This is a genomic window from Nocardioides pollutisoli (genome assembly GCF_040045055.1).
In the GTDB taxonomy this organism is placed as follows: domain Bacteria; phylum Actinomycetota; class Actinomycetes; order Propionibacteriales; family Nocardioidaceae; genus Nocardioides; species Nocardioides tweenelious.
In genome coordinates, this window is the sequence record NZ_JBDZDU010000001.1 from 707,433 (window position 1) to 727,719 (window position 20,287).

Sequence of the window (20,287 nt, forward strand, 5' to 3'; positions counted from 1 at the left end):
GCCCTCAGCGCGCCTCGTCGGCGGCGTCGCGGTCGTGGTCCTTGCTGGTGAGCATCAGCCCGAGCAGCGAGCGACCGTCCTGGCCGATCAGCAGGACCGGGCGGTCCTTGCCCTGCGCCGGGTCGTCCTCGAAGGGCACCCAGCCCCACACGACCTCGCCGGGGTCCGGCCGACCGTCCGCGCGCGGCGCGTAGGACACCTTGCTGCCCGTCCTGGGGCGGCGTCGGAACAGGCGGCGCAGGGATCGCATGGACCGAGACTAGAGAAGAGGAGTACGCCGGACCGGGAGCGCCTCACGGCGCGTGGCCGCTCGAAGCGGCTTACTTTGGGACCCGGGGCTGCCACAGCCCGACGTACTCCGCGATGAGTCTAACGGGATCACCCCAGTCCTTGTTCCAGCTCGAGGTGTCCCGCGGCCTCGAGCTGCTCGGACAGCACCAGCATCCGCTGCACCTCGGCCGCGCTGGGGTCCGGCAGCGCCGCTCGGCCGGTCGCGACGACCCGGGCGAAGGCTGCCGCGCGGAGCAGCACGTCGGCGAAGTCACCGGCCGCGATCCCGGTCAGGACCTGGTCGATCATCGCCTTCAGCTGGTCGGGTCCGGGCGGGTCGGCGACGCCTGCGACCACCCGGGCCACCTGGGCGCTGCGCCGTCCGGCCTCGAACTCCCGCGCGACACCCACCGGATCGGCGTACACCCACGACCGCAGCAGGTAGAGCCGCCACAGGCAGCCCGAGAGCGAGTCGGCGGGCGCGCCCGACCACACCTCGGCGATGGTCTCGATGCCCTCGGTGTCGGCGAGGTGCACGAGCCGCTGCGCGACCTCGGCATCGTCGGAGTCACGGGCGCCGCGCACCAGCAACGACGCCGCGCGGTCCGCGGCCTCGCTCACCAGCGCCGGGTCAGTCCCGCCGACGAGGGCCTCGAAGAAGTTGGCGCCCGCCGCGATCGGGCGGTGGTGGGGACGATCGCTCACGCTTGAAGGCTACGTCGGATGCGTTGGTCACTGACGGGGTAGGGAGTGCCGAGCTGCTGGGCCCACAGCGACACGCGGTACTCCTCGAGCATCCACCGCACCTGGCGCAGGTTCTCCCCCGGCGGGCGACCGTCGGGGAGCGCCTCGACCTGGTGCAGGTAGGCGTCCTGCAGGTCGGCGATCTGGTCCTGGAGCTGGCGGTCGCGGTTGACCTGGGTCGGCAGCTTGTCGCGGCGTTGCGCCAGGGCGGAGAGGTACGTCGGGTAGCGGCGCAGCTGGGTCGCGCCGGCCTCCCCGATGAACCCGCGCGCCATCAGCCGGCCGAGCTGCGCACGCATGTCGGTGAGCGCCGGCAGCAGGAGCATGTCGGCCCGGCCGCTGAGCGCCTTCTCGGCGGTCCGCCACGCCTCCAGCACCCGCATGACGTCGGCGACCACGGCACGCACGTGCTGCTCGTGCTCGCGACGGGCCTCGGCCAGCAGGGCGTCGTACGCCGCCAGGTCACGGACCGGCGGGCGGGCGTCGACGACAGCCTGGAGCACCGCGGCCCGGCAGTCCTCGAGCAGCTCGGCGACGGACGGGTAGGGCGACCCGGCGAGGCCGAGCTTCTCGACGTTGGTGAGCCCGTCGAGCACCCGCTTGACCGGCGAGTCGACCTCGAGCTGCAGCAGGCGTCGTACGCCGAGGCGGTGCCGGGCCTCCTGCTCGGACGCCGAGCCGAAGACCTGCAGGCCGACGGTGGCGCCCTCGTCGACGAGGGCGGGATAGCCCTGGACGTCGTGTCCGGCGCGGCGCTGGGTGAAAGAGCTGTCGATGGTGCCGAAGACCCACGACGTCTCGCCGGTGCGCGCGAGTCCGCTGTCCGAGGCGACCTCGGCCAGCGCCTGCGCGAACTTCGGCCGCAACGGCTCCTTGAGCGCCTCGAGGTCCTTGCCGCGGGCCTGCTCGCGACCCTCGTCGTCGACGACCCGGTAGGTCGGGCGCAGGTGCTCCGGGACCTTCTCCCAGTCCCAGGCATCGCGCGGCACCAGCAGCCCGGTCGTCGAGCGGCACCAGCGCTCGAGCGCGTCGAGCAGCGGCTCCTCCCCCGGCGGGACGGCGGCGAGGAACTCGCGCGCCTTGTTGGGGGCCGGCACGAAGTTGACCCGCAGGTTCTTGGGCAGGCTGCGGATCAGGCTGGTCACCAGCTCCTCACGCAGGCCGGGCACGTTCCAGGAGAAGACGTCGGCCTCGACCCGGTTGAGGGTGGAGACGGGGACGTCGATGGTCAGCCCATCCTCGGCCGAGCCCGGCTCGAAGTGGTAGCTGATCGGGAAGGTCAGCCCCTCTCCCTCCCAGCGCTCCGGGTAGTCGGTGGCCCGGATCTCGTCGGCCGCGTCGTGGGTGAGCATCGACGGGTCGAAGGTCAGCAGGTCGGGCTGCCGGTGGCGCGTCTTCTTCCACCACTGGTCGAAGTGGGCGCCGCTGACGACCTCTTGACCCACGCGCGCGTCGTAGAAGTCGAAGAGCGTGTGCTCGTCGACGACGATGCCGCGTCGGCGGGCGCGGTGCTCGAGCTCCTCGGCCTCCTCGAGCAGGCGGCGGTTGGTCTCCAGGAACTTCTGCCGGGTCGACCACTCGCCGTAGACCAGCGCGTGCCGGATGAAGATCTCGCGGGACAGCTCGCGGTCGACCTTGCCGTAGGAGATCAGCCGGTCGGCGACGAGAGGTACGCCGTACAACGTGACCCGCTCGTGTGCCATCACGGCGGCGCGCTTCTTGCTCCAGTGCGGCTCGGAGTAGGTGCGCTTGGCCAGGTCGCCGGCGAGCTGCTCGGCCCACTCGGGCTTGATCGCGGCGTTCTGCCGCGCCCAGAGCCGGCTGGTCTCGACGAGCTCGCCGGCCATCAGGAACTGCGGCTGCTTCCGCGCCAGGCCGCTGCCCGGGAAGATCGCGAACTTCGCGCCGCGGGCACCGAGGTACTCGCGCATCGGACGCCGCCCGCCGGCCTTCTCCTTCTCGCGTTCCTCGAGCAGCCCGATGTGGGAGAGCAGACCGGACAGCAGGGCCTGGTGGATGCCGTCGGCATCCGGGTTGTCGGCCGGCTGGCCGACCTGGATGTCCATCTCCTTGGCGACCTGGCGCAGCTGGGACTCGAAGTCCTGCCACTCGCGCACCCGGAGGTAGTTGAGGAACTCGCGCTTGCACATCCGGCGGAACGCCGACGACGAGAGCTCCTTCTGCTGCTCCTTGAGGTAGCGCCAGAGGTTGAGCCAGGTCAGGAAGTCGCTGCCCTCGGCCTTGAACCGCGCGTGCTGCTGGTCGGACTGGGCCTGGAGCTCGGCGGGCCGCTCGCGGGGGTCCTGGAGCGAGAGCGCCGCCGCGATCACGATCACCTCGCGCACGCAGCCGAGGCGCTCGGCCTCGAGGATCATCCGGGCCAGGCGCGGGTCGATCGGCAGCCGGGCCAGCCGGCGTCCGACCTTCGTGAGCTGCGGACCACTCAGCGCTCCGAGCTCCTCGAGGAGCTGGACGCCGGCCTGCACGTTGCGCTTGTCGGGCGGCTCGACGAACGGGAAGCGCGCGATGTCGCCCAGCCCCAGCGAGGTCATCTGGAGGATCACGCTGGCCAGGTTGGTGCGCAGGATCTCGGGGTCGGTGAACTCCGGTCGACCCTCGAAGTCCTCCTCGGAGTAGAGGCGTACGGCGATGCCGGCCTCGACGCGACCGCACCGACCGGAGCGCTGGTTGGCCGACGCCTGGCTGATCGGCTCGATCGGGAGCCGCTGCACCTTGGTCCGCACCGAGTAGCGGCTGATCCGCGCGACGCCGGTGTCCACGACGTACCGGATGCCCGGGACGGTCAGCGACGTCTCGGCCACGTTGGTGGCGAGCACGACCCGGCGTACGGCGCTGCCGTGCGAGCTGAAGACCTTGTGCTGCTCGGCGGCCGAGAGCCGGGAGTAGAGCGGCACGATCTCGGTCCGCGGCAGGTCCTTCATCGCGTCGGCCGTGTCGCGGATCTCGCGCTCGCCGGGCAGGAAGACGAGGACGTCGCCGGGGCCCTCGGCCGACAGCTCCTTGACCGCCTCGACGATCGCCTCGGTCTGGTCGCGGACGACGACCTCGCCGTCCTCGTCCTGGCCGTCGAGGTCCATCAGCGGGCGGTAGCGGACCTCGACCGGGTAGGTGCGTCCGGACACCTCGACCACGGGTGCGTCGAAGTGCTTCGCGAAGCGGTCGACGTCGATCGTGGCGCTGGTGATGATCAGCTTGAGGTCGGGGCGCTTGGGCAGCAGCCGCTTGAGGTAGCCGAGCAGGAAGTCGATGTTGAGCGACCGCTCGTGCGCCTCGTCGATGATGATCGTGTCGTACTTCCGCAGCTGCCGGTCGCGCTGCAGCTCGGCGAGCAGGATGCCGTCGGTCATCAGCTTGACCCGGCTGGCCTTCGAGGTGCGGTCGGTGAAGCGGACCTGGTAGCCGACGAGGTCGCCGAGCTCGGTCCCCAGCTCGCTCGCGATCCGCTCCGCCACCGAGCGGGCGGCGATCCGGCGCGGCTGGGTGTGCCCGATCAGGCCCCCGCCGTTCTTGCCCCGGACCCCTCGACCCAGCTCGAGACAGATCTTCGGCAGCTGGGTGGTCTTCCCCGACCCGGTCTCGCCCGCGACGATCACGACCTGGTGGTCGCGGATGGCGGCGGCGATGTCCTCACGGCGCTGGGTGACCGGCAGCTCCGGTGGATACGTGATCTGGAGCTCGGTCATGACAGGACCCATTGTGCCGTGACCACCTCGTTGGTCGAGTAGCCCGTCGCGAGGAACGAGCGACCGGCGTATCGAGACCTATCGTCCGCAGTCCTTCCTCGCGAGGCCAGGCTGACCCGCGTAGTCGTGGCAGATCAGCGCCAAGCGCTTGGCCCGGCTCCACTTCTGGACCTGTTTCTCGCGGGCGAAGGCGTCGCCGACGTGCTCGTGCTCCTCGTGCCAGACGAGCTCGACCGGTCGTCGTCGACGGGTGTACTCGGCACCCTCTCCGATCTGGTGCTGGTAGAGGCGGAGACCGAGGTCGCGGGTGCTGCCGACGTAGAAGGAACCGTCGGCACATCGGAGCATGTACGTGAAGGCAGTCATCGCTCAAAGATCAGGATCGGCGCGAGGGCGCACCAGTCCGTTCGACCCACCTGTGGACAACGGGTCTCGATACGCTCGCTGGCGCTCGCGACTCGACCAACGACGGTTGGCTAGAACATGTTCTAGTATCCGGGCATGACCGAGGTGCAGGAGTACGACGTCGTGGTGGTCGGTTCCGGAGGCGGCGCGATGACCGGCGCCTTCCTGGCCGCGAAGGCGGGTCTGTCGACGGTGGTGGTCGAGAAGACCGCGCTGCTCGGCGGCACCTCGGCGTACTCCGGAGGCGCCTGCTGGCTGCCCGGGAGCCAGGTCCAGCAGCGAGCCGGCATCGACGACTCGACCGAGGGGGCGCGCGCCTACCTGGACGCCGTGCTCGACGAGCCTGACCCCGCGCGGGTCGAGGCGTTCCTGACGCACTCGCCGGAGCTCGTCGCCGAGCTCGAGGAGGCGGGGATCCCCTTCGAGTGGTTGCCCTTCTCGGAGTACTACGCCGCTCCCGGCCGGGTCGCCATGGGGCGCTCCATCCAGCCGACGAGCATCAAGCGGGGAGAGCTGAGCCCCGAGGTCGCCGCGCTGGTCCGGCCGCCGGTCGAGCGCGACCGGGCCGGCGAGGGCGGCCGCAACACCCTCTCGGGCGGACAGGCCCTGATCGCGCGGCTGCTCGAGGGCTTCGTCGGTGCTGGCGGCACCGTGCTGACCGAGCTGCCGGTGACCGGGTACGTCGTGGACGGCGACCGGGTCGCCGGGGTCGCGGCCATGACGCCCGAGGGACCGGTCGAGATCCGGGCCCGGCGCGGGGTGCTGGTCGCCGCGGGCGGGTTCGAGGGCAACGCCGAGGAGCGGGCCGCGCACGGCGTGCCCGGCGACGTCGCCTGGACGATGGCCCCCCGAGGCACCAACACCGGTGAGCCGATCGCGGCAGCGGTCGCGATCGGAGCGGCGACCGACTACAGCGGGGTCGGCTGGTTCTGCCCGGGCCTGGAGCAGCCCGACGGCGGCGGCTCGTTCACGCTCGGCTTCCGCTCCGGCCTCATGGTCGACGCGCACGGCCAGCGCTACGCCAACGAGGCGCTGCCCTACGACCGGTTCGGCCGGATCATGGCCGAGGCACCCGAGCGCATCCCGTCGTGGTTCGTCTTCGACTCCCGCGAGGGCGGCCGGCTGCCGGCGATCGCGATGCCCGAGGGCGACCCGGCCGAGCACCTCGCCGCCGGGACCTGGGTGCAGGCGGACACGATCGAGGAGCTGGCCGAGCGGGCCGGCGTACCCGCCGACGCTCTCGTCGCGAGCGTCGAACGCTTCAACGGCTTCTGCGAGGCCGGCGTCGACGAGGACTTCGGCCGCGGCGAGGACGAGTACGACTCGTTCTTCACCGGCGGCGCGGCACCCACGCCGTGCGACCAGGCGCCGTTCTTCGCCGCCCGCTTCGTGCTGTCCGACCTCGGCACCAAGGGCGGCCTCGTCACCGACACCGCCGGTCGCGTGCTGCGCGAGGACGGTACGCCGATCGCCGGGCTCTACGCGTCGAGCAACAGCACGGCGTCCGTGTTCGGGCCGCGCTACCCCGGACCGGGCGCCCCGCTCGGCTCGGCGATGGTCTTCGCCTCGCTCGCCGTGCGGGACCTGGTCGGCTAGCCCTGCGGCTGGACCTGCTGGGGAGCCTGCTGACCGCCCTGCTGACCATTCGGCGGCGCGAAGCCCTGGCCGGGTCCGCCCATGCCGCCGCGCTGGATCTGGCCGGGGCCGTCGGGGCCGTCGCCGTGCACGGCGTAGCCGATGAAGCCGCCGACGACGCCGGCGAGCAGGAGTGCCATGACGCTGCCGACGATCAGCAGCGGGAGCCCGATCCTGCGGTCCCGCAGGCGGGGGCGCGGAGTCTCGGGGGCGGCGGTCGGTGGGACGGGAGGAGGCGTCGTCGGCTGCTCCAGGGTCTGCTCGGTCATGGCCGCAGCGTGCCGAGGCCACCTGTCAGGAGGCTGTGACGAGGTGATGAGCAGGGCGTGAGCAGTGCACAGTACGTTCACAGGAACGTCACAGACTCGACCGGCAAGGTGTCGCTCATGGACCTGACCCGACCTGACGGATCCCCCCTGCGCGTGCTCGTCGTCGACGACGAGGTCAACATCGCCGAGCTCGTCTCGATGGCGCTGCGCTACGAGGGCTGGCAGGTGTCGATGGCGCACACCGGGTCGAAGGCCGTCGCTGCCGTGAAGGACCTCCGGCCCGACGCGATCGTGCTCGACATGATGCTGCCCGACTTCGACGGCATGGAGGTGCTGCGCCGGGTGCGCGCCACCGAGCCCGACGTACCCGTCGTGTTCCTCACCGCCCGCGACGCCGTCGAGGACCGGGTCGCCGGACTCACCGCGGGCGGCGACGACTACGTGACCAAGCCGTTCTCGCTCGAGGAGCTGGTCGCCCGGCTACGTGGGCTGATGAGGCGGTCCGGTGCGCGCCAGGCCGAGACGACGTCGGTCCTGGTGGTGGGCGACCTCGAGCTCGACGAGGACAGCCACGAGGTACGCCGCGGCGGGGAGGAGATCTCCTTGACGGCGACCGAGTTCGAGCTGCTGCGCTTCCTGATGCGCAACCCGCGGCGGGTGCTGAGCAAGGCGCAGATCCTGGACCGGGTCTGGAACTACGACTTCGGGGGCCAGGCCAACGTGGTCGAGCTCTACATCTCCTACCTGCGCAAGAAGATCGACTCGGGCCGCGAGCCGATGATCCACACCATGCGCGGTGCCGGCTACGTGCTGAAGCCGGCCACGTGAGCAGGTACTTCGCCTCCCTCACCTCGCGGCTCGTCGTCACGACGGTGCTGCTGGTGCTGGTCGTCTCGGTGCTGATCGGCACCGCGACCACGTTGGCGATGCACCGCTACCTCTTCAACCAGCTGGACAGCCAGGTGACGGACACGATGGATCGCACGATCCACGGTGGGCCGGGGCCGGTCCTGGGCAGCGAGGTCGGCACGGTCACGGGCGGCTTCCCCGACGACGGCGACGCCTCCGGCATCATCCTCGAGGACAACTCGGGCGCTCCGGCGACCCGCCAGCCACTCACGGATGCGGCCGTCGCGGACCTCGGGACCGTCCCGTCCGACGGCGACTTCCACACCATCGACCTCAGCGGTCTCGGCAGCTACCGCGCCCAGGCGCAGGACGTCACGGGCGGCACCATCGTGGTGGGCCTGCCGAGCCAGGACGTCGACGACACGTTGCAGAACCTGGTCGAGCTCGAGGCGATCCTGACCCTGGTCGCGGTCGTGGTCGCGGCCGGCGCCGCCCTGGTCGTCGTACGCCGCCAGCTGCGCCCGCTGCGCGAGGTCGCCGCGACCGCGCACTCGGTGTCCGAGCTGCCACTCGCCGAGGGCGAGATCGAGCTGACCGAGCGGGTTCCCGAGCACCTCACCGACGAGCGGACCGAGGTCGGCCAGGTCGGCGCCGCGCTCAACACCCTGCTCGAGCACGTCGGCACCTCGCTCGCCGCGCGGCACCGCAGCGAGCAGCAGGTGCGGCAGTTCGTCGCCGACGCGTCGCACGAGCTGCGCTCGCCGCTCGCGACGATCGCGGGCTACACCGAGCTGGCCCGCCGCCGTCCCGACGACGCCGGGGTGGTGGGCACCGCCCTGGACAAGGTCGAGGAGGAGTCGGGCCGGATGACGTCGCTGGTCGAGGACCTGCTGCTCCTGGCCCGTCTCGACTCCGGCCGGCCGCTGGAGCGTCGCCCGGTCGACCTGACCCGGCTGCTGCTCGAGGCGGTCTCCGACGCCCGGGTCGTCGCCCCCGACCATCGCTGGCGCCTCGACGTCCCGGACGACGCCGTCGACGCGGCGTACGAGGTCTCGGGCGACGAGCTGCGCCTGCACCAGGTCGTCACCAACCTGCTGACCAACGCCCGGAAGTACACGCCCGCCGGCACCACCGTCACGGTCACCGTGCGGCGCGACGGGTTCGCCGTCCACGACGACGGCCCGGGCTTCCCGCCCGGGCTGGCCGAGCACGCCTTCGAGCGGTTCGCACGCGGCGACACGGCGCGCACCCGCGGCGCCGAGGTCGGTGTCGGTCTCGGCCTCGCGCTGGTCGAGGCCATCGTCACCGCGCACGGCGGCCGGGTCAGCCTGGCCTCGCGGCCCGGCGACACGACCGTCGACGTCAGCCTGCCCCGGTGATCAGGCAGGGATGATCGCGATCACCGCGGGCAGCGAGATGGCGACGATCTCGAGGAGCTGCTCGCGGGTGACCCCGCGAGGGTCGTCGATCCAGGAGAGGACCAGCTCCTCGGTCATCGCGGACCAGCCCCGCACCACCAGTCGTGCGGCCGGGGTGTCGGCGATGATCGCGCCCTGCGCGTCCTCCCGGAAGACCCGGCTGTTGAGGCCGTCGCGCGCCTCCTCGTAGATCGCCCGCAGGCTCTCGTTGCCGCCCGCGGCCGCCTTCACCAGCGAGACGTAGCCCTCGTGGTTGGCGATCACGTAGTCGACGTACGCCGTCACCGACGTCATCAGCCGCACCAGCGGGTCGCCGCCCTCGGGCGGCGTGGTCTGCTCGATCAGGTCGTCCGCGGCGCGGCGTACGACCGCCTCGTGGAAGTCCTGCTTGCTGCCGAAGTAGTGGTAGAGCAGGCCCCGCGAGATGCCGGCCTCCTCGGCCAGCAGGTCGATCGACAGCTCGTCGAGCGAACGGGTCGCCAGCAGCCGGACGCCCAGCTCGAGCAGCTGCTCGCGGCGCTGCTCGGGCGAGAGCCGGGTCCGTGGGGTGGTGGTCACAGGATCACTCTATTGACGGTCATTCAATAACGCCAGTACGGTCGGGTCATGGATGTACAGCACGTCGACCATCTCATCGTGGGAGCAGGATTCGCGGGACTCTGCGCCGCGATCAAGCTCCAGGAGGACGGCGAGCGCGACTTCCTGGTCGTCGAGAAGGGCTCCGAGGTCGGCGGCACCTGGCGCGACAACACCTACCCGGGCGCCGCGTGCGACGTCCCGAGCCAGCTCTACTCCTTCTCCTTCGCGCCCAACCCGGAGTGGAGCAGCTCCTACTCCCCCGGCTCGGAGATCCAGGACTACATCCGCGGTGTCGCGAAGCGCTCGGGCACGCTGGACCGCTTCGTCTTCGACACCGGCTTCGACGACGCGTCGTGGGACGAGGCCACCGGTCGCTGGACCGCGCAGATCACCGGGCCGACCGGCACCCGCACCGTCGTCGCCCGCACCCTGATCCTCGGCGCCGGCGGGCTGTCCGAGCCCAAGCTGCCCGACATCGAGGGCATCGCGACCTTCCAGGGCCATCTCTTCCACTCCTCCCGGTGGGACCACTCCGTCGACCTGACCGGCAAGCGGGTCGCCGTGATCGGCACCGGCGCCTCGGCCATCCAGATCGTCCCCGAGATGCAGCGGGTGGCCGGGCACCTCGACGTCTACCAGCGCACCGCGCCGTGGGTGATCCCCCGCAACGACCGGGTCTACAAGCCGCTGGAGCGGCAGGCGCTGCGCCGACTCCCCTGGCTCGGCAAGCTCTACCGCACCGGCATCTACTGGGCCCACGAGGGCTACGTGCCCGCGTTCACGATCGAGCCGAAGATCGCCGCCCCCGCCAAGAAGACCGCGCTCGCCAACATCGCCAAGGGCATCAAGGACCCCGCCCTGCGCGCGAAGGTGACGCCGCACTTCGAGTTCGGCTGCAAGCGGGTGCTGCGCTCCAACACCTACTACCCCGCGCTCGCGGCCGACAACACGGAGCTCGTGACCGACCCGATCGCGAAGGTCACCGGCAACGCGGTCGTCACCAGCGACGGCGTCGAGCGACCCGTGGACGTGCTCGTCGTGGCCACCGGCTTCTACACGACCGAGCTCCCCGTGACGGAGCACATCACCGGCACCGACGGTCGCACCCTCGCCGACGTCTGGCGCGAGACCGGCATGGCGGCCTACAAGGGGACGACCGTCCCGGGCTTCCCCAACCTCTTCATGCTGGTCGGACCCAACACCGGCCAGGGCCACACCAGCATGGTCTTCATCATCGAGTCGCAGGTCGCCTACGTCCGCGACGCGATCCGGTCCATGCGCGCTCGCGGCTGGGCGGCCGTCGAGCCGCGCACGACAGCCGCCCGCACCTGGAACGCCGACCTGCAACGGCGGATGAAGCGCACCGTGTGGACCACCGGCGGCTGCCAGAGCTGGTACCTCGACGAGCACGGGCGCAACACCACCCTCTGGCCCAAGTCCACGATCACCTTCCGGCGCCAGCTCGCGAGCTTCGACGCCGACGCCTACGACGTACGCCCCACCCGAGAGGACATCTCCGCATGAAGACGTTCGACGACAAGGTCGCCGTGATCACCGGAGCCGGCTCCGGCATCGGTCGCGCGTTGGCGCTCGACCTGGCCCGCCGGGGCTCCCTGCTCGCGCTCTCCGACGTCAACGACGCGGGGCTCGCCGAGACGGTCGCGCTGGTGAAGCGCGCCGGTGCTCGCGAGGTCCGCTCCGACCACCTCGACGTGGCGGAGCGCGAGGCGTTCGCGACGTACGCACTCTCGGTCGTCGAGCAGTTCGGCCGCGTCAACCTGGTCATCAACAACGCGGGCGTCGCGCTGGCCGGCAACCTCGAGGACCTCGAGTACGCCGACATGGACTGGATCATGGGCATCAACTTCTGGGGCGTCGTGCACGGCACCAAGGAGTTCCTGCCGCACCTGATCGCCTCCGGCGACGGGCACCTGGTCAACCTGTCCTCGCTCTTCGGGCTGGTCTCGATGCCGGGGCAGAGCATGTACAACGCCGCGAAGTACGCCGTGCGCGGGCTGTCCGAGGCGGTGCGCGAGGAGATGCTCGTCGCGGGTCACCCGGTCGGCGTCACCGTCGTCCACCCCGGCGGCATCAAGACCGCGATCGCGCGCAACGCCCGCTACTCCGCCAAGGAGGACGGCGAGGAGAGCGCGAAGTTCTTCGACAAGAGCCTGGCCCGGATGAGCCCGGAGCGGGCCGCCGAGATCATCCTCAGGGGCGTCGAGACCGACAAGGCGCGCGTGCTGGTCGGCATCGACGCGCACGCCGTGCACCAGATGGCCAAGCTGCTCGGGTCGCGCTACCAGGACGTGGTCGCCAACCGGGCGAAGAAGCTCCTGCCGAAGGGCACCCAGGTCGTCTGACCGTTCAGTCCTTCGTGCGGGGCTGCTTGCGGGGCTCGTTGCGGGGCTCCTTGCGGGTCCGTCGCGGCGGCCGGAGCGGTCCGACGAGGCGCGGTCCGGCCAGCCGGCTCTCGAGCCGGTGCGCCTCACGCTTGAGCGGCTGCGCGACGTACTCCCCCAGGATCACGCCGGACGCGAGCGCCAGCGCGATCGAGGCCGCGGTGAAGAGCGCGAGCAGGCCCTCCGAGGTCTGGTAGCCGCCCTGGGTCAGCAGCGTGAGCCCGCGGTAGATCGAGAGACCGGGCAGCATGGGCACGACGGCCGGGACCACGACCACCAGCGGCGGGATCCGCAGCCGGCCCGCGACGGTGAAGCTGACCAGACCGACCACGAACGCCGCCGTGGCCGTCGGCCAGGTGCGGCCGAAGCCACCCACGCTGCCCGACTGGGACACCGCCATCGCGATCGCGGCGACGAGCCCGATCGGGATCAGCGAGCGCCGTGGGGCATAGCTGGCGAAGGCGAAGGAGGCCGCACAGATCGCGGCGCCGATCGCCGTGACCGGGACGCCGGTGATGTCGGCCGCCACGCCGACGTCGAGGTCACCGATGCCGACGCCGAGGTAGTCGCCGACCTGGAGGCCACCGCTGACGCCGGCGATCACGCCGGCGGTCGCGAGCAGCGCCTCGGTCAGCCGGGCGCCCGCGGTGACGTAGAAGCCGGAGAGGGCGTCCTGGAGCGCGCCCATGAAGCCGATCCCGGCGAGCAGCATGATGATGTTGGCGCTGACGACCAGCGACGTGTTGAGGCCGGAGCCGGGGGCCGCCACCGCGACCGCGATCAGCATCGCGACACCGCCACCAGCGACCTGCCGGTAGAAGAACGGGAGCCGGCGGCGCGCCATCACCAGCTGGAGACGGTCGATCACCACGGCCGCGACGAAGGCGATCGCGACGACCGCCGGACCGCCGCCGAGCTGGAGCCCGACGCCGGCGCACATCGCGCCCCAGCCCAGGGTCACCGCCCAGCGGGGCGTCGTGTGGCCCGACGAGACGATCCGGGCGAGCCGGGTGCGGGCCTCCTTGAGCTCGACGTGGCCGCCAAGGACGTCGCGCACGAGGTGGTCGACCAGGGTGAGGTCCTCGTAGTCGATGTCGCGCTGCTTGACCTGGCGGATGAGCACGAACGCCGGCTCCTCGGGATCCGGCTGGAAGCTCATCGACAGCGAGGTGAAGGTGACGTCGACGTCGGGGTGCCGCACCCCCAGCTGCCAGGCGAGCGACTGCATCGAGGCGGTCACGTCCGCCGCACCCGCCCCCGAGGAGAGCAGCAGCTCTCCGACCCGGAGGCAGAAGTCGAGCGTGAGGTTGAGCTCGCGCGCGTCGGACATGGCCGCCATCGTGGCACCTGGCTGATAGACAGTCGATGTGACGCCTGCGCCCGGTGACGACGTACGCCTGATGATGACGAAGTGGGGTGATCAACCCCACTGGGAGCTCGACGCGACCTACCTCGGCAGCGACGAGCACGGCGACTGGGTCGGCGCCCCGGCCGGGACGCTCAACGCCCGGCCCGGCGCCCGCTTCATCTCGGAGGTCGACGCGGTGACCCTGGTCCCGCGGGCCCCGGAGCTCGCGTGGTGCCTGCCGACCTTCCACGTGCCGGGGATCTGGTGCGCGATCTACGTCGACATCACCACCCCGGCGACCTGGGACGGCCGGCTGCTCCGCGCAGTCGACCTCGACCTCGACGTGATCCGCGGCGACACCGGCCGGGTCTGGGTCGACGACGAGGACGAGTTCGCCGACCACCGGGTGCGCTACGGCTACCCGGACGACGTCGTCCGGGAGGCGCTGGCCGCCTCCGCCCGGGTCTTCGCCGACGTCGAGGCAGGCACGGCGCCGTTCGGCGGCGCGGCCGAGTCGTGGCTCACCCGGGTGAAGGAGCTCGCCGGACCCTGAGCTGTGGAACGCTTCTGTGTGGAACTCTTGGGCAGTGCGCATCGACTTCCACGCCTCCCCCGAGCCGACGTTGGGCGTCGAGTGGGAGCTCGCCCTCGTGGACCGGCGCACCCGCGACCTGCGCAACGACGCGACCCATCTCTTCGCGCGCGCCAAGCCCCGGCTGCCCGACCCCAGCAAGCTGCACAAGGAGCTGCTCCGCAACACCGTCGAGGTCGTGAGCGGCATCTGCCACACGGTCGACGAGGCGATCACCGACGTACGCCACACCCTCGAGGCGGTCATCCCGGCCGGTGACGCGCTCGACCTGGACCTCTACGGCGGTGGGACCCACCCGTTCGCGTCGTGGACCGTGCAGCAGCTCAGCGAGGGCCACCGCTACGAGGAGCTGATCAACCGCACCCAGTGGTGGGGCCGGCAGATGCTGATCTGGGGCGTGCACGTCCACGTCGGCCTGCCCGAGCGCGACCGGGTGATGCCCGTGCTGTCGGCGCTGCTCAACTACTACCCGCACCTGCAGGCACTATCGGCGTCGTCGCCGATCTGGGCCGGGGTCGACACCGGCTACGCGTCCAACCGGGCCCTGATGTTCCAGCAGCTGCCGACCGCCGGGCTGCCCTTCCAGTTCGAGACCTGGCCGGAGTACGAGGCGTTCGCCCGCGACCAGATGACCACCGGCGTCATCGACGAGCTCAACGAGATCCGGTGGGACGTACGCCCCGCTGCCAACCTCGGGACGCTCGAGAACCGGATCTGCGACGGGGTCTCCGACATCTCCGACCTCGCGGCCCTGGTCGCCCTGACCCACTGCCTCGTCGTCGACCTCGACACCCGTCTGGCAGCCGGGGAGAAGCTGTCGACGCTGCCGCCGTGGCACGTCCAGGAGAACAAGTGGCGCTCCGCGCGCTACGGCCTCGACGCGATCGTGATCGTCGACGCGGAGTCCAACGAGCGGCTGGTCACCGACGACCTGGCCGACCTGCTCGAGCGCCTGGCGCCCGTCGCCGAGCGGCTCGGCTGCGTCGACGAGCTGGCCCTGGTCGCCGAGATCCCCCAGCGCGGTGCGTCCTACCAGCGTCAGCGTGCGGTGGCCGAGGCCACCGGCGGCGACCTGGTCGCCGTGGTCGACTCGGTCGTCAAGGAGCTCCGGGCGGGTCTGGGCTGACCATCTCGAGGCGGACGCCGAGGAGCCGGACCGGGCGCCCGGCGTCGATGTCCTCGATCCGGTCGAGCAGCGAGACCGCGGCGTCGGCGAGGGTCGCCAGGTCGGTCGTCGGCTCCGGCAGGGTCAGGCTGCGGCTGACCGTGAAGAACGGCTTGAACCGCACCTTGACGCCCACCCGCGCGGCGGGCCGGCCCTCGGCGTCGATGTCCGCGAGCACCCGCTCGGTGATCCGCCGGACCGCGGACTCGATCTCGTCGCGGTCGTCCAGGTCCTCCTGGAAGGTCTCCTCACGCCCGTGGGCGCGCGGCACCCACGGTGAGGCGTCGACCGGGCTCGAGTCCTCGCCCCTGCCGAGCCGGTGGAACCACGGACCCATCGTCGGGCCGAGCTCGGCCGCCAGCACCCGGACGTCCGACGCGGCCAGCTGGTCGACCGTGTCGATGCCGAGGGCGGTCAGCTTCTTAGCCGTCCGGCCACCGATGCCCCACAGCGCGGTCGTCGGTCGCTCCCCCATCACCTCGGTCCAGTTGTCGGCGGTCAGCTGCCAGACACCGCGCGGCTTGCCGAAGTCCGTCGCGATCTTCGCGCGCAGCTTGTTGTCACCGATCCCGACCGAGCAGTGCAACCGGGTCGCGGCCAGCACCTCCGCCCGGACGTGCTGAGCGAACTCCCGCGGGTCGCCGAGGTCGCCGTGGCCGTCTCCGGCGGCGACGAACGCCTCGTCCCAGCCCAGGACCTGCACCACGACCCGGACCCCGCCCCACTCCAGGCCGCGCAACGTCGTCATCACCGCCTCGGAGGCCTCGTCGTAGGCCTCGCGGTCGACCGGCAGGAAGATCGCCTCGGGACACTTGCGGGCGGCCACCCGCAGCGGCATGCCGGACCCGACGCCGAACTCGCGGGCCTCGTACGACGCCGTGGAGACGACACCCCGCTCGGTCGGGTCGCCCCGACCACCGACCACCACGGGCAGCCCCGCCAGCTCCGGGCGCCGGAGCACCTCGACCGCGGCGATGAACTGGTCCAGGTCGACGTGCAGCACCCAGCGCGCCGGAGTGGTCATCGCGGGGGCGGCGGCAGCGCGTCGGTCGACTCCAGCTGGTCGAGCCCGGTCACCATCAGCAGGTCGACGACCACCGACCGGAGCTGGGCGAGGATCGCCTCGGCGGCGAGCACGTCGGTGCGCTCGACCCGACCGCTCGCGTCGCCCACGGCGAGCAGGGCGGAGCGCGCGGCCCGCGCCATCCGGTCGGCGGCGAGCTCCTCGGCCGCGATGTCCGCGGCGTCGGCGAGGTCGAGCGCGAGCCGCGCGTAGGAAACCGGCACCGGACGGCGGTGGTAGGCCGCCACCGCCGTCTGCCGGACGAGGACGCGGGTGCTGCGCAGGGCCCGGTCGAGCGGATCGACGAGCTCGACCATCTTGCGCAGGTCACCCTTGTGCCGGACCCGGAACGGCGACGACTCGACCACCGACATGCCCTCGTCGGCGGCATCCTTCAGCTCGCGGATCAGGTTGTCGGTCGAGCGCGCGTCGGCCAGCAGGTCGAGGGCGCGGTCGGACTCACCGTCGACCATCACCTCCCCCGCCGCCCGCAGCAGGCCCGCGATCTTGCGCATCACGACGGCGGCCTGCTCCCGCGGTCGGCGCAGCGGCGCAGCCGGGACGACCGTGGCCGCCACCAGGGCGACCAGTCCGCCGACCACGGCGTCGGTCCAGCGGGTGAATGCCTGGCTCGGGCCGGCCACCAGCCCCGCGACCACGATCGACTGCACGGCCGCCTGCGTGACGAACAGCTGACCGCCGTCGAGCAGGAAGGCCGCCGACATCGCGAGCGCGACGATCAGGGAGATCTGCCACCAGCCGGAGCCCAGCCAGACGACGAGCAGGTCCGCCAAGAAGACCCCGAGCGCCACCCCGATGGTGACCTCGGCGACCCGGCGCAGCCGCTGGCCGTAAGACGTGCCGAGCGCGACGACCGCCGCGACCGGCGCGAAGAACGGGCTCGGGTGGCCGAGCACATCGGCCGCGACCAGCCAGGCGATGCCGGCGGCGATCGCACACTGTCCGATCTGCCAGCTCTTGGACTCCAGGCGCTTGATCCGCGATCGCATCGAGGTGCGACCCTGCACCCACATGCGGTCGAGCGGTCGCGGCTCCATGGCCGCGATCCTGCCACGCGCGGCACCACGCCGACCTCACTGCGCATGGGCCCAGTCGAGCGCCTGCTGGAGGTCGCCGAGGTCGCGGTACCAGGTGCGGACCTCGACCCGGCAGCGGATGCGGTCGGCGCGGGCGTCGTACTCGCCGCACTCCGCCCTCGCCTCGGAGTCGGTCGGCGGGAACTCCTCGGTGCCGTCGTAGTGGTAGATCCCGAAGCCGTTGGCCTGGTCGCCCTCGACCTCGACGATCGTGTCGCCGGGCGGCGCGTCGATGGCGGCCAGTGCTGCGGCGCCGAGACCGCAGCAGACGATGAGTGCGGCGACGATCGCGGCGAGGGTGGTCTTCCACGTCATGGGTGCTCCCGAGAGGCTCGTGCGCCGGCGGGTCCGACGCAGGAGCGACGCTAGGAGCGGGCGCGGACGATCAGAGGTCCGGCGACCACGAGCTGTGGAGAGCCGTGCAGGACGGCGACCTGTGGACGGTCAGCGGGCCAGCGTGACCGTGATGGTGGAGTCCGTGCACCCGGCGGCCAGCGAGGTCATCGCGCTCTTCTCGGCGCTGTCGACGCTCAGCCCCCAGCGGTGCTTCACGGCCACCCACTCGCGCAGGTAGCGGCACTGCTGCTGGGGCGGCAGCCACTCGGCGACGTCCTGGTCGCCCTTGGACCGGTTCTCGGCGGCGGTGACGCCGACCAGCGTGCGGTAGTCGCCGAGGTCGTTGGCGTAGGCCTCGCGGGTGGCGCTGGACCAGGATCCGGCGCCCGAGTCCCAGGTCTCGGCCAGCGGCACGAGGTGGTCGATGTCGAGCGCGGACGGCGACGTCTGCGAGACGCCGTCGTAGTAGGAGAACCACCGGCCGCCCGTCAGCGAGCAGGAGGACCCGACCGTCGGCGCCTCCTCCGCCTCGCTGATCAGCACCTCGTCGCGGGTGTCGCACCCGTCGCCGTCGGCGTCGATCCAGTGGTGGAAGAGGTCGCGCGAGTAGCCCGTGCGCGACTCCGTGGCGGTCGGCAGGTCGGCGATGGCCCGGCTGAGCGGCGCGGAGTACGACGCGGCCTGGGCGGCCGGCGGGATCGCGACGAGCCCGGCGGTGAGCAGGACGACGTAGAGGACGGCCAGCAGCGGACGACGAACCACGAGCACTCCCGAGACAGAGCCGGACGGTCCCGTCGACCCTCACCCAGATCACCGGCAGATGACAAGGGGCCGGCGAGAAACAGAAGGGGAACCTCGGGCGGATTCCGATCCGCCGGGGTGGGTACAAGCCACCCGTGACGACGAGCGCAGCCGGCGACCTGCTGGACGGGAGGTACCGGCTCACGGAGCGGATCGGCTCCGGGGGCATGGGCACCGTCTTCCGCGCCCACGACGACCGCCTGGACCGCACGGTCGCGGTGAAGCTCATCCACCCCGGCCGCGAGGTCGACGAGGTCACCCGCGCGCGGCTGCAGGCCGAGGCCCGGTTCGCGGGCGCGCTGCAGCACCCCGGGATCGTGCAGGTCTTCGACTACGGGGAGGCGCCGGGTCCGACCGGGCCCACGCCGTACGTCGTGATGCAGTACGTCGACGGCACCCCGCTGTCCGAGGTGCTGCGCGAGAACGGCGCGCTGCCCGCCGACACCGTCGCGGCCCTGCTCCGCGACGTGGCCGCAGCCCTCGAGGTGGCGCACGCCGGCGGCATCGTCCACCGCGACCTCAAGCCGTCCAACATCATCGTGACCGGCGCCGGGCGCGCCGTGCTCGTCGACTTCGGGGTGGCGCGCTCGGACACCGCCGAGCCCCTCACCGAGACCGGTCAGATCATCGGGTCGGTCGACTACCTGAGCCCCGAGCAGGTGCGCGGCCAGCGGGCCATGCCGGCCTCCGACGTCTACGCCCTCGGGGTCGTCGCGCACCAGTGCCTGAGTGCGGTGTCGCCCTTCCGCCGCGAGACGCAGGCAGCGACCCTGCTCGCGCGTCTGCACGACGAGCCGCCGACCCTCGGGCCCGACGTGCCGTCGCCGATGCGTGCGCTCGTCGCGTCGATGCTGTCGTCCGAGCCCGACGAGCGACCGACCGCGGCCGAGGTCGTCCGACGCGTCGCCGCGCTCGACAAGCAGCCCACGGTGGTGCTGCCCCCGATGCCTCCCACGCCTGCGAAGCCGGCCGGCGACCAGAGCGGGCGGAGCCGTCGCCGCCTGGTGATCGTCGCGGCGGCCGCAGCCCTCGCGCTCGCCATCGGCCTCGGCGTGATCCTGCTCCCGAGCGACGACACCACGCCCCCGGCCGGGGCCTCCTCCGAAGCCGTGCCGGGTGTCCGCGGCGAACCGGTCGCCCAAGCGGTGCGCGAGCTCAAGGCCGCGGGGTACGCCGTCACCCGCCGCCCGGTCGACGGCACCGACGCGCGCGGGACCGTCGTGCGCCAGTCGCCCGGGCCCGGGCCGTACGACGGCGACACCGTCGTGCTCCACGTGGCCACGGGGTTCGTCGAGCTCGACAGCGCCGACCTGCTCGGCACGACGTACGCCGCCGGCGTACGCGTCCTGCGCGGTCTGGGCCTGACCGCGACCCGCGCGGAGCGCCCGTCGGCGGCCGCGGCCGGAACGGTCGTGTGGGTCGACCCGGGCGGCCGGATCCGCATCGGCTCGCCGGTCACGCTCACCGTCGCGACCGCGATCGCCCCGCGGGCGCCGATCGCCCATCACGCACCGAAGCCACCGAAGGCGCCCAAGCACCATCCGGGGAAGGGCCCGAAGCCGAAGAAGCACGGGCACCCGAAGGGACCCAAGAAGAAGCACTGACCCGTA

The 20,287-nt window shown here is 72.0% G+C and carries 19 protein-coding genes; 8 read left to right on the plus strand and 11 right to left on the minus strand.

Going from position 1 to position 20,287, the window contains the following annotated elements; translation table 11 throughout:
- Positions 1-4: 4 nt before the first annotated feature.
- From ABLE68_RS03385 to ABLE68_RS03400, 4 genes are all read right to left on the minus strand, one after another.
- The gene (locus ABLE68_RS03385; RefSeq protein ID WP_348869784.1) at positions 5-250 is read right to left on the minus strand and encodes a hypothetical protein; all 246 of its coding nucleotides are present in this window, start codon (positions 248-250) and stop codon (positions 5-7) included.
- Positions 251-378: 128 nt separating this feature from the next.
- A complete protein-coding gene (locus ABLE68_RS03390) occupies positions 379-975 on the minus strand; it encodes a hypothetical protein (RefSeq protein WP_348869785.1) in 597 nt (198 codons plus the stop codon).
- Entirely contained in the window at positions 972-4,718 is a 3,747-nt protein-coding gene (gene hrpA, locus ABLE68_RS03395) for an ATP-dependent RNA helicase HrpA (RefSeq protein ID WP_348869786.1), read from the minus strand. The genes ABLE68_RS03390 and hrpA overlap by 4 nt, the downstream gene beginning before the upstream one ends.
- Positions 4,719-4,796: 78 nt before the next feature.
- The gene (locus ABLE68_RS03400; protein ID WP_348869788.1) at positions 4,797-5,084 is read right to left on the minus strand and encodes a GIY-YIG nuclease family protein; all 288 of its coding nucleotides are present in this window, start codon (positions 5,082-5,084) and stop codon (positions 4,797-4,799) included.
- Between the two features lie 135 nt (positions 5,085-5,219).
- Between ABLE68_RS03400 and ABLE68_RS03405 the strand changes: the two genes are divergently transcribed.
- Positions 5,220-6,719, plus strand: a complete 1,500-nt coding sequence (locus ABLE68_RS03405; RefSeq protein ID WP_348869790.1) for an FAD-dependent oxidoreductase — start codon at positions 5,220-5,222, stop codon at positions 6,717-6,719.
- Here the strand turns inward: ABLE68_RS03405 and ABLE68_RS03410 are convergent.
- Positions 6,716-7,027 carry a hypothetical protein gene (locus tag ABLE68_RS03410; protein ID WP_348869792.1) on the minus strand — a complete coding sequence of 104 codons (312 nt, stop codon included), beginning with the start codon at positions 7,025-7,027 and terminating at the stop codon, positions 6,716-6,718. The two genes, ABLE68_RS03405 and ABLE68_RS03410, sit on opposite strands and share 4 nt — an antisense overlap.
- Positions 7,028-7,144: 117 nt before the next feature.
- On the opposite strand from ABLE68_RS03410, the gene ABLE68_RS03415 reads away from it, so the two are divergent.
- The gene (locus tag ABLE68_RS03415) at positions 7,145-7,855 is read left to right on the plus strand and encodes a response regulator transcription factor (RefSeq protein ID WP_348869794.1); all 711 of its coding nucleotides are present in this window, start codon (positions 7,145-7,147) and stop codon (positions 7,853-7,855) included.
- A complete protein-coding gene (locus tag ABLE68_RS03420; RefSeq protein WP_348869795.1) occupies positions 7,852-9,255 on the plus strand; it encodes a sensor histidine kinase in 1,404 nt (467 codons plus the stop codon). Before ABLE68_RS03415 ends, ABLE68_RS03420 begins: the two co-directional genes overlap by 4 nt.
- On the opposite strand, the gene ABLE68_RS03425 is transcribed toward ABLE68_RS03420, so the two are convergent.
- Entirely contained in the window at positions 9,256-9,852 is a 597-nt protein-coding gene (locus ABLE68_RS03425) for a TetR/AcrR family transcriptional regulator (RefSeq protein ID WP_348869796.1), read from the minus strand.
- A 48-nt stretch (positions 9,853-9,900) separates the two neighbouring features.
- Here ABLE68_RS03425 and ABLE68_RS03430 point away from each other — a divergent pair, with 48 nt between their 5' ends.
- Together ABLE68_RS03430 and ABLE68_RS03435 are read left to right on the plus strand one after the other, a co-directional pair.
- On the plus strand, positions 9,901-11,397 hold the full coding sequence (locus ABLE68_RS03430; protein ID WP_348869798.1) for a flavin-containing monooxygenase: 1,497 nt from the start codon (positions 9,901-9,903) through the stop codon (positions 11,395-11,397).
- Complete coding sequence (locus ABLE68_RS03435) at positions 11,394-12,236, plus strand: SDR family NAD(P)-dependent oxidoreductase (RefSeq protein WP_348869799.1); 843 nt, start codon at positions 11,394-11,396, stop codon at positions 12,234-12,236. Before ABLE68_RS03430 ends, ABLE68_RS03435 begins: the two co-directional genes overlap by 4 nt.
- A 4-nt stretch (positions 12,237-12,240) precedes the next feature.
- Here ABLE68_RS03435 and ABLE68_RS03440 read toward each other — a convergent pair whose 3' ends face one another.
- Positions 12,241-13,605 carry a threonine/serine exporter family protein gene (locus tag ABLE68_RS03440; RefSeq protein WP_348869800.1) on the minus strand — a complete coding sequence of 455 codons (1,365 nt, stop codon included), beginning with the start codon at positions 13,603-13,605 and terminating at the stop codon, positions 12,241-12,243.
- Positions 13,606-13,642: 37 nt separating this feature from the next.
- Between ABLE68_RS03440 and ABLE68_RS03445 the strand changes: the two genes are divergently transcribed.
- Both ABLE68_RS03445 and ABLE68_RS03450 read left to right on the plus strand, forming a co-directional pair.
- Positions 13,643-14,176, plus strand: a complete 534-nt coding sequence (locus ABLE68_RS03445) for a DUF402 domain-containing protein (RefSeq protein WP_348869801.1) — start codon at positions 13,643-13,645, stop codon at positions 14,174-14,176.
- 34 nt (positions 14,177-14,210) lie between these two features.
- Positions 14,211-15,341, plus strand: coding sequence for a glutamate--cysteine ligase (locus tag ABLE68_RS03450; protein WP_348869803.1), 1,131 nt, complete (start codon positions 14,211-14,213; stop codon positions 15,339-15,341).
- Here ABLE68_RS03450 and ABLE68_RS03455 read toward each other — a convergent pair.
- The 4 genes from ABLE68_RS03455 to ABLE68_RS03470 all read right to left on the minus strand — a co-directional run bounded on the left by ABLE68_RS03455 (position 15,313) and on the right by ABLE68_RS03470 (position 18,638).
- Entirely contained in the window at positions 15,313-16,404 is a 1,092-nt protein-coding gene (locus tag ABLE68_RS03455) for a DNA polymerase IV (RefSeq protein WP_348869804.1), read from the minus strand. The genes ABLE68_RS03450 and ABLE68_RS03455 overlap by 29 nt on opposite strands.
- On the minus strand, positions 16,401-17,501 hold the full coding sequence (locus ABLE68_RS03460) for an FUSC family protein (protein ID WP_348869805.1): 1,101 nt from the start codon (positions 17,499-17,501) through the stop codon (positions 16,401-16,403). Before ABLE68_RS03460 ends, ABLE68_RS03455 begins: the two co-directional genes overlap by 4 nt.
- Before the next feature lie 36 nt (positions 17,502-17,537).
- Positions 17,538-17,855 (minus strand): hypothetical protein, encoded by a 318-nt coding sequence (locus tag ABLE68_RS03465; protein WP_348869806.1) that lies wholly within the window; start codon positions 17,853-17,855, stop codon positions 17,538-17,540.
- A gap of 129 nt (positions 17,856-17,984) precedes the next feature.
- Positions 17,985-18,638: an HNH endonuclease family protein gene (locus ABLE68_RS03470; protein WP_348869807.1), complete on the minus strand. Its 654-nt coding sequence runs from the start codon at positions 18,636-18,638 to the stop codon at positions 17,985-17,987.
- A 134-nt stretch (positions 18,639-18,772) separates the two neighbouring features.
- On the opposite strand from ABLE68_RS03470, the gene ABLE68_RS03475 reads away from it, so the two are divergent.
- A complete protein-coding gene (locus ABLE68_RS03475; RefSeq protein ID WP_348869808.1) occupies positions 18,773-20,281 on the plus strand; it encodes a serine/threonine protein kinase in 1,509 nt (502 codons plus the stop codon).
- The last annotated feature ends 6 nt before the right edge of the window (positions 20,282-20,287 follow it).